We start from the raw sequence: 13,051 nt of genomic DNA, 5'->3' as shown, positions 1-13,051 counted from the left end.
TTCCGATGTGACTTAGGCGACGACTGGCCTCCCCGCCTGCAGGAAACGCTCAGGTAGGCGTAGCCTTTATTTCCGCTGTCCATCACCTTGTGAAGCGGAAGAGGGCGGTTGCCGCCGTGTCGCCACACCCCAGTAGCTCGAGCGTCCCGACCGAAACCGATGGGCAGGGCCAGGGCCCTGCCGCGGGATTCGGGCCTAACGAGTGGCTTGTCGATGAGATCTACCAGCAGTACCTCCAGGACCCGAACTCGGTCGACCGAGCCTGGTGGGACTTCTTCGCCGATTACAAGCCGGGGGCGGATACGGGTTCCGCAGTCGCCTCGGGCCAGCCTCAGGCGGCCCCCGCAGCGCCGCCGGCCGCTCCGGCCGCGCCCGCTGCCGCAGCACCGGTCGCGCCGCCCGTGACGCCCGCCGCCGCTCCGGTCGCTCCGGCTCCGCCCGCCGCCGCTCCGGTGGCCCCGGCCCCGGTCGCCCCGGCCCCGGTCGCGCCCGCCGCCGCTGCCCCCGCGAAGCCCGTCGCCGAGAAGCCCACTCCGGCGCAGCCGCAGCCGACGGCCAAGGCCGCCCCGGCCACCGAGGCGCCCCAGGGTCCGGAGTACGTGACGCTGCGCGGCCCGTCCGCGGCCGTGGCGAAGAACATGAACGCCTCGCTGGAGCTGCCCACGGCCACGTCCGTGCGCGCGATCCCGGTGAAGCTGCTGTTCGACAACCGCATCGTCATCAACAACCACCTCAAGCGCGCCCGTGGCGGCAAGGTCTCCTTCACGCACATCATCGGCTACGCCATGGTGCAGGCGCTGAAGATCATGCCGGCGATGAACTGGTCGTTCGCGGAGAAGGACGGCAAGCCGACGCTGGTCAAGCCCGACCACGTCAACCTGGGCCTGGCCATCGACCTGGTCAAGCCCAACGGCGACCGCCAGTTGGTCGTCGCGGCCATCAAGAAGGCCGAGACCCTGAACTTCTTCGAGTTCTGGCAGGCCTACGAGGACATCGTCCGCCGCGCCCGCGTCGGCAAGCTGACGATGGACGACTTCTCCGGCGTGACCGTCTCGCTGACCAACCCCGGCGGCATCGGCACCGTCCACTCGGTGCCGCGCCTGATGCCCGGGCAGTCGGTGATCCTGGGCGTCGGCTCGATGGACTACCCCGCCGAGTTCCAGGGCACCTCCCAGGACACCCTGAACAAGCTGGGCATCTCCAAGGTCATGACGCTGACCAGCACCTACGACCACCGGGTCATCCAGGGTGCCGCGTCCGGCGAGTTCCTGCGCATCATGAACCAGCTCCTGCTGGGCGAGAACAACTTCTTCGACGACATCTTCAAGGCGCTGCGCATCCCCTACGAGCCGGTCCGCTGGCTCAAGGACATCGACGCCAGCCACGACGACGACGTCACCAAGGCCGCCCGCGTCTTCGAGCTGATCCACTCCTACCGGGTCCGCGGCCACGTCATGGCCGACACCGACCCGCTGGAGTACAAGCAGCGCAAGCACCCCGACCTGGACATCACCGAGCACGGGCTCACCCTGTGGGACCTGGAGCGCGACTTCGCGGTCGGCGGTTTCGCCGGCAAGTCGCTGATGAAGCTGCGCGACATCCTCGGCGTGCTGCGCGACTCGTACTGCCGCACCGTCGGCATCGAGTTCATGCACATCCAGGACCCGCTGCAGCGCAAGTGGATCCAGGACCGGGTCGAGCGCCAGCACACCAAGCCCGAGCGCGACGAGCAGCTGCGCATCCTGCGCCGGCTCAATGCCGCCGAGGCCTTCGAGACCTTCCTGCAGACCAAGTACGTCGGCCAGAAGCGCTTCTCGCTGGAGGGCGGCGAGTCCGTCATCCCGCTGCTCGACGCCGTCATCGACGCCGCCGCCGAGTCGCGTCTGGACGAGGTCGTCATCGGCATGGCCCACCGCGGCCGCCTCAACGTGCTCGCCAACATCGTCGGCAAGTCGTACGCGCAGATCTTCCGCGAGTTCGAGGGCAACCTCGACCCGAAGTCGATGCACGGCTCCGGCGACGTGAAGTACCACCTGGGCGCCCAGGGCACCTTCACCGGTCTGGACGGCGAGCAGATCACCGTCTCGCTGGCCGCCAACCCCTCGCACCTGGAGGCGGTCGACCCGATCGTCGAGGGCATCGCCCGCGCCAAGCAGGACGTCATCGGCAAGGGCGGCACGGACTTCACCGTCATGCCGGTCGTGCTCCACGGCGACGCGGCCTTCGCCGGCCAAGGCGTCGTCGCGGAGACCCTGAACATGTCGCAGCTGCGCGGCTACCGCACCGGCGGCACCGTGCACGTGGTGATCAACAACCAGGTCGGCTTCACCGCCGCCCCGGAGTCCTCGCGCTCGTCGATGTACAGCACCGACGTCGCGCGCATGATCGAGGCGCCGATCTTCCACGTCAACGGCGACGACCCGGAGGCCGTGGTCCGCGTCGCGCGGCTCGCCTTCGAGTTCCGCCAGGCGTTCAACAAGGACGTCGTCATCGACCTCATCTGCTACCGCCGCCGCGGTCACAACGAGGCCGACAACCCGTCCTTCACCCAGCCGCTGATGTACGACCTGATCGACAAGAAGCGCTCGGTGCGCAAGCTCTACACCGAGTCCCTCATCGGTCGCGGCGACATCACCCTGGAAGAGGCCGAGCAGGTCCTGCAGGACTACCAGGGCCAGCTGGAGAAGGTCTTCACCGAGGTCCGCGAGGCGACCGCGCCGGCCGCCGCGCAGCAGGAGGAGACCCAGGCCGCCGGTCCGGAGTTCCCCGTGCCGGTGGGCACCGCGATCAGCCAGGAGACCGTGAAGCGGATCGCCGCCTCGCAGGTCAACATCCCGGAGCGGATCACCGTCCACCCGCGTCTGATGCCGCAGCTGCAGCGCCGCGCGGCCATGGTCGAGGACGACACCATCGACTGGGCCATGGGCGAGACCCTCGCCATCGGCTCCCTGCTGATGGAGGGCACCCCGGTCCGTCTCGCCGGCCAGGACTCCCGTCGCGGCACCTTCGGCCAGCGGCACGCCGTCCTGGTCGACCGGGAGACCGGCGAGGACTACACCCCGCTGCTGTACCTGTCCGAGGACCAGGCGCGCTACAACGTCTACGACTCGCTGCTCAGCGAGTACGCGGCGATGGGCTTCGAGTACGGCTACTCGCTGGCCCGCCCGGACGCGCTGGTCGCCTGGGAGGCCCAGTTCGGCGACTTCGTCAACGGCGCCCAGACCGTCGTCGACGAGTTCATCTCCTCCGCCGAGCAGAAGTGGGGCCAGACCTCCGGCGTCACCCTGCTGCTGCCGCACGGCTACGAGGGCCAGGGCCCGGACCACTCCTCCGCCCGCATCGAGCGCTTCCTGCAGCTGTGCGCGCAGAACAACATGACGGTCGCGGTCCCGACCACCCCGGCGAACTACTTCCACCTCCTGCGGTGGCAGGTCCACAACCCGCACCACAAGCCGCTCATCGTCTTCACCCCGAAGTCGATGCTGCGCCTGAAGGCGGCGACCTCGCGGACGGACGAGTTCACCTCCGGCCAGTTCCAGCCGGTCATCGGCGACACGACCGTCAAGCCCGAGGACGTCCGCAAGGTCGTCTTCTGCTCCGGCAAGGTCTACTACGACCTCGTCGCCGAGCGCGAGAAGCGCGGCGCCTTCGACACCGCCTTCATCCGCATCGAGCGCCTCTACCCGCTGCCGGGCCTGGAGATCCAGGCCGCCCTGGCCCCGTTCACCAAGGCCCAGAAGTACGTCTGGGCCCAGGACGAGCCGGCCAACCAGGGTGCCTGGCCGTTCATCGCCCTCAACCTGATCGACCACCTCGACCTGGTGCTCGGCGCCGCGCCCGACAACGCCGACCGGCTGCGTCGTGTGTCGCGTCCGTCCTCCTCGTCCCCGGCGGTCGGTTCCGCCAAGCGGCACCAGCAGGAGCAGGAGCAGCTGGTGCACGAGGTCTTCGAGCTCTGACGCACCGCTGAGCCGTACCACGCGAGGGGCCCCGCACTCACCGAGTGCGGGGCCCTCCGCGTACGCGGGTCCGCGAGGAGGGGGAGCCCCCGGGTCCGGAGCGCGGGAGTACCTATCCTGGCCTGGTACGTCATCCTTCGACCCTGATCCGGAGCACCCCTTGTACTTCACCGACCGCGGCATCGAGGAGCTGGAGAACCGGCGCGGCCAGGAGGAGGTCACCTTCGAGTGGCTCGCCGAGCGGCTGCGGGAGTTCGTCGACCTCAACCCGGAGTTCGAGATCCCGGTGGAGCGGCTGGCGACCTGGCTGGCCCGGCTCGACGACGAGGACGAGTGACCCCACGCCGCAGGGCCCTCCGCCACCGGGCCCCCGGCCTCAGGCGCGGAAGGCGCCGAAGCTCACCTGTTCCCCGCAGACGCTGAGGACGGCCGGAGCGCCGTCGGCCCCGGTGACCGCGACGGTCCGGGCCACGTCGTCGGGGAGCGCGATCTCCACGCGCGAGGCCTGGACGGCGCAGACCTCGCGCGCCGAGGGGGTGCCCTCGAAGTTGAGGTCGGTGTAGCGGACGTCGGCGACGGCCGTGGCGTGGGGGCCGAGGTCCACCGGCTCGGTGCCGGCGGCGGCGTTGTCCGTCCGCACGGGCGCGGCCTTGCCCTGGTCGTCCTTCGCGGTGAGGGTCGTGGCACCGGCCAGCGTGCAGGTGGCGCCCGAGGTGTTGGTGACCTCGACCCTGGCGACCGCGGGCTGCCACTCCGTCGCGTGGACGGCGGCGACCAGGAAACGCACCTCGGTCGTGCCGGCCGTGCAGGCGCTCGCCCGGGCGTGTGCCGGGCTCACCTCGGCGGCGGGCGCGCCGGGCTCGGCCCGGGTGCCGCAGGCGGCGGCGCCGAGGCCCGTCAGGAGCAGGACGGTGGCCACGGTGGCGGCGGCGCGGGGGCGCGTGGGGGGCGAGGGGCGCATGAGGGACGAGCACATCACCCGGCACCCCGTACGGCCCGTCACGGCGCGCACGGCGCCGCGTCCCGCGTGAAGGACCTCACCCGTACGCCGCACAACCGGCCGCCAGGGGGGCGCCGTTCCGCCCCGAACCGCCATGGGGGCGCGCACAGTGCTCCCTTGACTTCCGATCTACGCGATATATCGTGTCTATCGGAGAGACGCGATATGTTGCGTTGTCGGCGTTGCCCCGGCGTGCCCGGGTGATCCCAAGGAGGGGCGAAATGAGCGGAACACCCGGCTCACGGGAGTGGACGGTCACCGAGCCGCACAAGATGGTCTTCGACGGATACGTCGACACCCTGCACGTCCGGATCGTCAACGGCGCCGTCAACGTCGTCGGCGTCGACGAGGGCCCGGCCCGGCTGGAGGTGAGCGAGCTCGACGGCCCGCCGCTGATCGTGTCGCAGGAGGGCGGCACGCTCACCGTCACCTACGAGGACCTGCCCTGGAAGGGCCTGCTCAAGTGGCTCGACCGCAAGGGCTGGCGGCGCCACGCCGTCGTCTCGCTCGCGGTCCCGCAGCGCACCAACGTGTCGGTCGGGGTGGTCGGGGCGAGCGCCGTGGTCTCCGGGATCTCCGACCGCACCGCCGTACGGGGCGTCAACGGCGACATCACGCTGGTCGGCCAGGCCGGCCCGGTGACCGCCGAGACGGTCGCGGGGAACGTGGAGGCCCAGGCGGTCTCCGGCGACCTGCGGGTCAACACCGTCTCGGGCGACCTGACCGTGGTCGAGGGCAGCGGCGCCACCGTCAAGGCCGACTCGGTCAGCGGCAACATGGTGCTCGACCTGGACCCGCGCAGCGGTACCGACGTCCGTCTGACCTCGGTCTCCGGGGAGATCGCGATCCGCATCCCCGACCCCGGGGACGCCGAGGTGGACGCCAACACCACCAGCGGCGACGTCTCCTGCGCCTTCGACGAGCTGCGGGTCAGCGGGCAGTGGGGGGCCAAGCGGATCTCCGGCCGGATGGGGTCCGGCGGCTCCCGGCTGAAGGCCACCACGGTCTCCGGCGCGATCGCGCTGCTGCGCCGTCCGCCGCAGGAGGACCACGGGCCCGCGGACACGGATCCGTTCCGGAAGGACGTCTGAGATGGCCCCCGTCTTCGCCCACGGCCGGCTCCGCCTCTACCTGCTCAAGCTGCTGGACGAGGCCCCCCGTCACGGCTACGAGGTGATCCGGCTCCTGGAGGAGCGCTTCCACGGCCTGTACGCCCCCTCCGCCGGCACCGTCTACCCGCGGCTGGCCAAGCTGGAGAAGGAGGGCCTGGTCACCCACTCCACCGAGGGCGGCCGCAAGGTGTACTCCATCACCGACGCGGGCCGGGCCGAACTCGCCTCCCGCAGCGATGAGATCGCCGACCTGGAGAACGAGATCCGCGACTCCGTCTCCACGCTCGCCGCCGAGATCCGCGAGGACGTCCGCGGCGCGGCGGGAGACCTGCGGCGCGAGATCCGGGCGGCCGCCCAGCAGGCGTCGCGCACCCAGCCCAAGTCCTCCCCGGCGGACTGGAAGGAGCAGATGCGCCGCTCGAAGGAGGAGATCCGGCAGGCCCGCGAGGAGGCCCGCACCGCCAAACGGGCCGCCAGGGACGCCCAGGACGCCGCCCGGGTCGAGATGCAGCGCATCGCGCGCCGCGTCCAGGAGGAGGTCCAGGACCACGTCCGGCGCGGCGACTGGCAGACCGGCGTCCGTGAGGGGCTGGCGGAACTCACCCGGGAGCTGGGCCAGTTCGGCGGCCGTACGTCCGCCTGGCCGCCGTACGTGAAGCCCGAACCCGCAGAGGCCCCCGAGTGGGGCGCGGAGGACGCCGCCGTGACCGAGGACCCGGCCCGGGACCTGGAACGCCTGCTGGACCGCTTCCGTGACGACGTCCGTGACGCGGCCCGCGACAACGGCGTGGACGCCGAGCAGTTGCGCGAGGTGCGCCGCCACCTCTCCACGGCGGCGGCGCACATCGGCGTCGTGCTGCGCGGCGGACACAAGGACCGGGACTAGGGCCCCGCGCACGGGGCGGCCGCACGGTCGCCCCGTACCGCCGGGGACGCTCCGTCACCCGCGCCGTCCCGCGGGTCCGGGGAACCCGCTGCCGCGCCTGTTCCCGCCGTTCGCCGCCGACGTCCGCGTGGACGCCCGGCCAGCAGCGGGCAACCCCTCTGGCGCAGCGCCGGGAGCCGCGGCAGGATCTGCCCCGTGAAGATCACCATGTTGGCCGTGGTGGGCCTGTGCGCGCTCTGGGGCTTCGTCTCGGGTGCCGTGGCCATCGCCACCGGCCGGGTGCTCGCGTGGCGGGCCTGGCAGGTGCTGCGCCCGCAGCTGTGGGGCGCGGGGCAACTGTGCCTGACGGCCGCACTCGTCGTGGCGGTTCTGTCGAAAGACGCCTCGGTGACGACGGCGGACGTCCTGTTCGCAGCCGCCCTGCTGTGCGTGCTCGCCCACTTCCCCCTCAGCCGGCGGGCTCGGCGGCCCTGACCGGCGCGAGGCCGCCGGGCCGCCGAACCATCAGAGCGTCAGAGCGTCAGAACGTCAGAACGACCTTCCCGAACAGCTCGCCGCCCGCCATCCTCTCGAACCCCTCGCGGGCCCGGTCCAGCGGCAGCACGGTGTCGACGACCGGACGCACCCCGGTGAGGGCGCAGAAGCTCAGCAGGTCCGCCAGCTCGTCCTTGGTGCCCATGGTCGAGCCGACGACCTTGAGCTCCAGGAAGAAGATCCGGTTCAGCTCGGCGGACTTCGGGTCGGGACCCGAGGTGGCGCCGGAGATCACCAGCGTGCCGCCGGGGCGCAGCGACTTGACCGAGTGGGACCAGGTCGCGGCGCCCACGGTCTCGATGACCGCGTCCACGCGCTGCGGCAGCCGGGCGCCCGGTTCGAAGGCGGCGTCGGCGCCGAGGTCCTCGGCCCGCTTGCGCTTGGCCTCGTCCCGGCTGGTGGCGAAGACCCGCAGGCCCGCGGCCTTGGCCAGCACGATGGCGGCCGTGGCGACACCGCCGCCGGCGCCCTGGACGAGCACGGAGTCACCGGGGCGCACGCCCGCGTTGGTGAAGAGCATCCGGTAGGCGGTCAGCCAGGCCGTGGGCAGGCAGGCGGCCTCCTCGAAGGACAGCTCCTTCGGCTTGGGCAGCAGGTTCCAGGTGGGAACGGAGACCTTCTCGGCGAAGGTTCCCTGGTACTTCTCGGTGAGGATGCTGCGGGGCTCGTCGGGGCCGACCCCGTGCCCGCTCAGACCGACGACGGGGTAGACGACGACCTCGTTGCCGTGCTCGTCGATCCCGGCGGCGTCGCAGCCGAGGATCATCGGCAGGCTCTCCTCGCCGAGCCCCACCCCGCGCAGCGACCAGAGGTCGTGGTGGTTCAGGGAGGCGGCCTTGACGGTGACGGTGCTCCAGCCGGGCCGTGCCTCCGGCTCGGGGCGCTCCCCGAGTTCGAGGCCGTTCAGCGGCTGGTCGCGGTCGATTCGGGCGGCGTAGGCAGCGAACATGACCTTGACGCTAGCGCCGTGTGGTGCCCCGGCGTAACCGCGCGGCGGCGTGGTCTGCGGGCGTACGGCGGCGCTCAGCGCCGGGCGACGCCCTCGGCGCGGGCGGCCGCGGCGACGGCGGCGGAGACCGCGGGGGCCACGCGCCCGTCGAACGGCGAGGGGATCACGCAGTCGGCGGACAGCTCGCCGTCCACGACCGCGGCCAGCGCCTCGGCCGCGGCGATCTTCATGCCCTCGGTGATGCGGGAGGCCCGCACCTGCAGCGCGCCCGAGAAGATGCCGGGGAAGGCGAGCACGTTGTTGATCTGGTTCGGGAAGTCGCTGCGCCCGGTGGCGACGACGGCCGCGTACTTGTGCGCCACGTCGGGGTGGATCTCAGGGGTGGGGTTGGCCATGGCGAAGACGAAGCAGCCCTTCGCCATGGTGGCGACGGCCTCCTCCCGCACCGTGCCGCCGGAGACGCCGATGAAGACGTCCGCGCCCGCGAGCGCCTCCTCCAGCGTCCCGGTGAGCCCGGCCCGGTTGGTGTACGTGGTGAGCTCGCGCTTGGCGGCGTTCAGGTCCTCGCGGCCCGCGTGCACCACGCCCTTGCGGTCGGTGACGGCGACGTCCCCGATGCCGGCCTCAACGAGGATCTTGGCGATGGCGACACCGGCGGCACCGGCCCCGGAGATCACCGCGCGCAGCTCGCCCAGCGCGCGGCCGGTCAGCCGGGTGGCGTTGCGCAGCGCGGCCAGGGTGACGACGGCCGTGCCGTGCTGGTCGTCGTGGAAGACCGGGATGTCCAGGCGCTCCTGCAGCTTGCGCTCGATCTCGAAGCAGCGGGGGGCGGAGATGTCCTCGAGGTTCACCCCGCCGAAGGAGGGGGCGAGGCGCACGACGGTGTCGACGATCTCGTCCACGTCGGTGGTGGCGAGCGCGATCGGGACCGCGTCCACGCCGCCGAACTGCTTGAAGAGGATCGCCTTGCCCTCCATCACCGGCAGGGACGCCTCCGGGCCGATGTCCCCGAGGCCCAGCACCGCCGTGCCGTCCGTGACCACGGCCACGACCTTGGACTTCCACGTGTAGTCGTGGACCAGCTCGGGCTGCTCGGCGATGGCGGTGCACACCCGGGCGACGCCCGGCGTGTAGGCGAGCGACAGGTCGTCGGCGTTGCGCACCGGGACGGTCGCGGTCACCTCCATCTTGCCGCCGCGGTGAAGGGCGAACACCGGGTCCACGGGGCTATCCGGGCCGTCGCCGTCGGTGCTCTCCGTGCGTTCGGTGCTGTCGGTGCTGTCCGTGCTGTCGGTGCGAGGATTGACAATCTCCGCTGCCACTGTTGACCCCTTTGTCCGAATTGTCTATGAGGGTACTACCCCCTACAACAGGGGATAGGTGGGCTCGGCTTCCGTACTCCCGGACTCGAGTGGTCCCGGGCGCGACGGAGGCCAGGCGCGCCGCACGCACGCCGAGGGGCCCCCGGTGAGGGGTGAGGGTCTGTTGTACCGGAAGACGGTTTCCGCTGACGAGTCCGTTCGCCGCACCACGGCGTCGCACATCGGGAGCTTCCGCGCACAACGCAACAAGTCGTCCGAATAGCGGGACAAGGAAAGTGATGCACGCAACTTCGCGGCACGGCCCCACCGGGGTCCGGCCTTGGTGTACCGGCCTGGTGGGGGCCAGGGGATCGCCCGTTATGCGATTTTGACACATCCGGACCCCCATGAGGACGTGTCCGGATGGCAAGATGCGGAGATCACACGCGTACGCGACACACGAACGCGTGTGCCCGGAAGATCGGCTGCTCCCAGGATTCCCGCAGGAGGAACCAGCATGACCGCACGTACCACCCGTCGCTCGACCGTGACGAGCCGCTTCGCCGCGGTCGGAGCGATCGCGGTCGCCGGTGCCCTCGTCCTCACCGGCTGCGGCGACCAGACGGACAAGGGCGGCTCCCCGTCCGCGTCGAGCGGCGCGTCCAAGGCGCCCCTCTTCGAGAAGCTGCCGAAGTCGGTGCAGTCGGCGGGCGTGCTCAAGGTCGGCTCGGACATCGCGTACCCGCCGGTGGAGTTCGTCAAGGACGGCAAGAACGTCGGCATCGACCCCGACCTGGCCGACGCCATGGCCAAGCAGCTGGGCGTGAAGGTCGAGTTCAACAACGGCACCTTCGACACCCTGCTGACCGGTCTGCGCGCCAAGCGCTACGACATGGTGATGTCGGCGATGAGCGACACCAAGGACCGCCAGGAGGGTGTCGACTCCTCCACCGGCAAGAAGGTCGGCGAGGGCGTCGACTTCGTGGACTACTTCACCGCGGGCTCCTCCGTCATCGTGAAGAAGGGCAACCCGGAGGGCATCAAGTCCCTCGCGGACCTGTGCGGCAAGAAGGTCGCCGTGCAGCGCGGCACCACTTCCCAGGACCTGCTCAAGGCCCAGAAGTGCGACAAGCCGATGTCGATCGAGCCCTTCGACACCGACACCGAGGCGCAGACCCGCCTGAAGGCCGGCGGCGTCGTCGCCGACGTCTCCGACTTCCCGGTCGCCGCGTACGCCGTGAAGACCTCCGGCGGCGGCAACGACTTCGAGCTCGCCGGCGAGCAGGTCGAGGCCGGCCCGTACGGCATCGCGGTCTCCAAGACCAACACCGAGCTGCGCGACGCGCTGCAGGCCGCGCTGACCGCCGTCATCCAGGACGGCTCCTACACCAAGGTCCTGGAGAAGTGGGGCGTCACCGACGGCGCCGTCACCGAGGCCAAGATCAACGGCGGCTCCTGAGTCACGACAGCAAGAGGCTTCCCTCCATGTCCGAAGCGAATGACAAGGTCCCGGCCGGCACCCCGGCCGGGACCCCGCCCGCCGCCTCCCGCCCGGAGGCCATCAAGGCGATCCCCGTACGGCACTACGGCCGCTGGATCTCGGCGATCCTGGTGCTCGTCGTGCTCGGGCTCCTGGTCAACGCGTTCGCCAACGCGAACGTGAACTACGGGGCGATCCCGGACTTCCTGTTCGACTCCGCGGTGCTCAAGGGCCTGCGGAACACGGTCATCATCACCGTGGTCTCGATGGCGCTGGGCCTGGTCCTGGGCATCGTCCTCGCGGTGATGCGGCTGTCCAAGAACCCCGTGACCTCCTCGGTGGCCTGGGGCTACATCTGGTTCTTCCGCGGCACGCCGGTCTACGTCCAGCTGCTGATCTGGTTCAACCTGGCGCTGATCTTCCCGGTCATCAATCTCGGCTTCTACAAGGACGAGATGAACCAGTTCATGACCCCCTTCATGGCCGCGCTGCTCGGCCTGGGTCTGAACGAGGCCGCCTACATGTCCGAGATCGTGCGGGCCGGCATCCAGTCCGTCGACGAGGGCCAGACCGAGGCGTCGCACGCGCTCGGCATGACCCAGGGCCAGAACCTGCGCCGTGTGGTGCTGCCGCAGGCGATGCGGGTGATCGTCCCGCCGACCGGCAACGAGTTCATCAACATGCTGAAGACCTCGTCGCTGGCGGCGCAGGCCGCCCAGTACGCCGAACTGCTGCGCTCCACGACCGACATCGGCAACACCACCGGTGCCACCGTCGAGATGCTCTTCCTCGCCGCGGTCTGGTACCTCGTCCTCACCTCGGTGTTCTCGGTCGGCCAGTACTACCTGGAGCGCCGTTACGCCCGCGGCACGACCCGCAACCTGCCGCCCACCCCGTGGCAGCGGGTCAAGGCCAACCTGGGCACCTTCCGCCGCCCGGAGGTGGCACGATGACCGACTTCAGCAAGGGCACCGGCGCCCACCCGATGGTCAAGGCCGAGGCGGTGCACAAGCACTTCGGCCTGGCCCACATCCTCAAGGGCATCGACCTGGAGGTCGCCCCGCGTGAGGTGTTCTGCCTGATCGGCCCGTCGGGCTCGGGCAAGTCCACCTTCCTGCGGTGCATCAACCACCTGGAGAAGATCAGCGGCGGCCGGCTCTCGGTCGACGGCGAGCTGGTCGGCTACCGGCAGAAGGGCGACAAGCTCTACGAGCTGAAGGACCGCGAGGTCGCCGCCAAGCGCCGCGACATCGGCATGGTCTTCCAGCGCTTCAACCTCTTCCCCCACATGACCGCGATCGAGAACGTGATCGAGGCCCCGGTGCGGGTGAAGAAGGAGGCCAAGGCCGTCGCCCGGGAGCGGGCGCTGGCCCTGCTGGACCGGGTCGGCCTGCGCGACAAGGCAGGGCACTACCCCGCCCAGCTCTCCGGTGGCCAGCAGCAGCGGGTGGCCATCGCCCGCGCGCTGGCGATGGAGCCGAAGCTGATGCTCTTCGACGAGCCCACCTCGGCGCTCGACCCGGAGCTGGTCGGCGACGTCCTGGACGTCATGCGGGGCCTCGCCGAGGACGGCATGACGATGATCGTGGTCACCCACGAGATGGGCTTCGCCCGCGAGGTGGGCGACGCCCTGGTCTTCATGGACGACGGCGTCGTCGTCGAGTCCGGCCACCCGCGCGACGTGCTCACCGACCCGCAGCACGACCGCACCAAGGCCTTCCTCTCCAAGGTCCTCTGACCGCGCGTGCGTGAGGGGGGGGGGCGGGCGGGGGCCCCCCCCCCCCCGGAGCCCCCCCCCGGGGGGGGGGGGCGAAAAGCCCCGGGCGGGAG

The 13,051-nt window shown here is 70.9% G+C and carries 11 protein-coding genes; 8 read left to right on the top strand and 3 right to left on the bottom strand.

Annotated elements, in window-relative coordinates; genetic code table 11:
* Positions 1-116 precede the first annotated feature (116 nt).
* Both ACFW3D_RS26325 and ACFW3D_RS26320 read left to right on the top strand, forming a co-directional pair.
* Positions 117-3,959, top strand: coding sequence for a multifunctional oxoglutarate decarboxylase/oxoglutarate dehydrogenase thiamine pyrophosphate-binding subunit/dihydrolipoyllysine-residue succinyltransferase subunit (locus ACFW3D_RS26325; RefSeq protein WP_500507746.1), 3,843 nt, complete (start codon positions 117-119; stop codon positions 3,957-3,959).
* 160 nt (positions 3,960-4,119) lie between these two features.
* Positions 4,120-4,296: a DUF6104 family protein gene (locus ACFW3D_RS26320; RefSeq protein ID WP_500507744.1), complete on the top strand. Its 177-nt coding sequence runs from the start codon at positions 4,120-4,122 to the stop codon at positions 4,294-4,296.
* Positions 4,297-4,335: 39 nt separating this feature from the next.
* On the opposite strand, the gene ACFW3D_RS26315 is transcribed toward ACFW3D_RS26320, so the two are convergent.
* The gene (locus tag ACFW3D_RS26315) at positions 4,336-4,920 is read right to left on the bottom strand and encodes a DUF4232 domain-containing protein (RefSeq protein ID WP_500507742.1); all 585 of its coding nucleotides are present in this window, start codon (positions 4,918-4,920) and stop codon (positions 4,336-4,338) included.
* Positions 4,921-5,180: 260 nt separating this feature from the next.
* Between ACFW3D_RS26315 and ACFW3D_RS26310 the strand changes: the two genes are divergently transcribed.
* The 3 genes from ACFW3D_RS26310 to ACFW3D_RS26300 all read left to right on the top strand — a co-directional run bounded on the left by ACFW3D_RS26310 (position 5,181) and on the right by ACFW3D_RS26300 (position 7,431).
* Positions 5,181-6,050 (top strand): DUF4097 family beta strand repeat-containing protein, encoded by an 870-nt coding sequence (locus ACFW3D_RS26310; protein ID WP_500507740.1) that lies wholly within the window; start codon positions 5,181-5,183, stop codon positions 6,048-6,050.
* A 1-nt stretch (position 6,051) separates the two neighbouring features.
* A complete protein-coding gene (locus ACFW3D_RS26305) occupies positions 6,052-6,957 on the top strand; it encodes a PadR family transcriptional regulator (RefSeq protein ID WP_500507738.1) in 906 nt (301 codons plus the stop codon).
* Positions 6,958-7,152: 195 nt separating this feature from the next.
* Entirely contained in the window at positions 7,153-7,431 is a 279-nt protein-coding gene (locus tag ACFW3D_RS26300) for a hypothetical protein (RefSeq protein ID WP_500507736.1), read from the top strand.
* A 46-nt stretch (positions 7,432-7,477) separates the two neighbouring features.
* On the opposite strand, the gene ACFW3D_RS26295 is transcribed toward ACFW3D_RS26300, so the two are convergent.
* Together ACFW3D_RS26295 and ACFW3D_RS26290 are read right to left on the bottom strand one after the other, a co-directional pair.
* Positions 7,478-8,440, bottom strand: coding sequence for a zinc-binding dehydrogenase (locus ACFW3D_RS26295; protein ID WP_500507734.1), 963 nt, complete (start codon positions 8,438-8,440; stop codon positions 7,478-7,480).
* Positions 8,441-8,514: 74 nt separating this feature from the next.
* A complete protein-coding gene (locus tag ACFW3D_RS26290) occupies positions 8,515-9,762 on the bottom strand; it encodes an NAD(P)-dependent malic enzyme (RefSeq protein WP_500507732.1) in 1,248 nt (415 codons plus the stop codon).
* Positions 9,763-10,258: 496 nt separating this feature from the next.
* On the opposite strand from ACFW3D_RS26290, the gene ACFW3D_RS26285 reads away from it, so the two are divergent.
* Genes ACFW3D_RS26285 through ACFW3D_RS26275 form a run of 3 tightly spaced genes read left to right on the top strand, consistent with a single transcriptional unit; the run spans position 10,259 to position 12,959 of the window.
* Positions 10,259-11,200, top strand: coding sequence for an ABC transporter substrate-binding protein (locus tag ACFW3D_RS26285; protein ID WP_500507730.1), 942 nt, complete (start codon positions 10,259-10,261; stop codon positions 11,198-11,200).
* Between the two features lie 26 nt (positions 11,201-11,226).
* Positions 11,227-12,174 carry an amino acid ABC transporter permease gene (locus tag ACFW3D_RS26280; protein WP_500507728.1) on the top strand — a complete coding sequence of 316 codons (948 nt, stop codon included), beginning with the start codon at positions 11,227-11,229 and terminating at the stop codon, positions 12,172-12,174.
* A complete protein-coding gene (locus ACFW3D_RS26275; protein WP_500331162.1) occupies positions 12,171-12,959 on the top strand; it encodes an amino acid ABC transporter ATP-binding protein in 789 nt (262 codons plus the stop codon). Before ACFW3D_RS26280 ends, ACFW3D_RS26275 begins: the two co-directional genes overlap by 4 nt.
* The last annotated feature ends 92 nt before the right edge of the window (positions 12,960-13,051 follow it).

The organism is Streptomyces sp. NPDC058864 (genome assembly GCF_042742985.1).
GTDB lineage: Bacteria > Actinomycetota > Actinomycetes > Streptomycetales > Streptomycetaceae > Actinacidiphila.
Note: the sequence above shows the minus strand (reverse complement) of the source record. Positions and strands in the feature narration are given on the sequence as shown.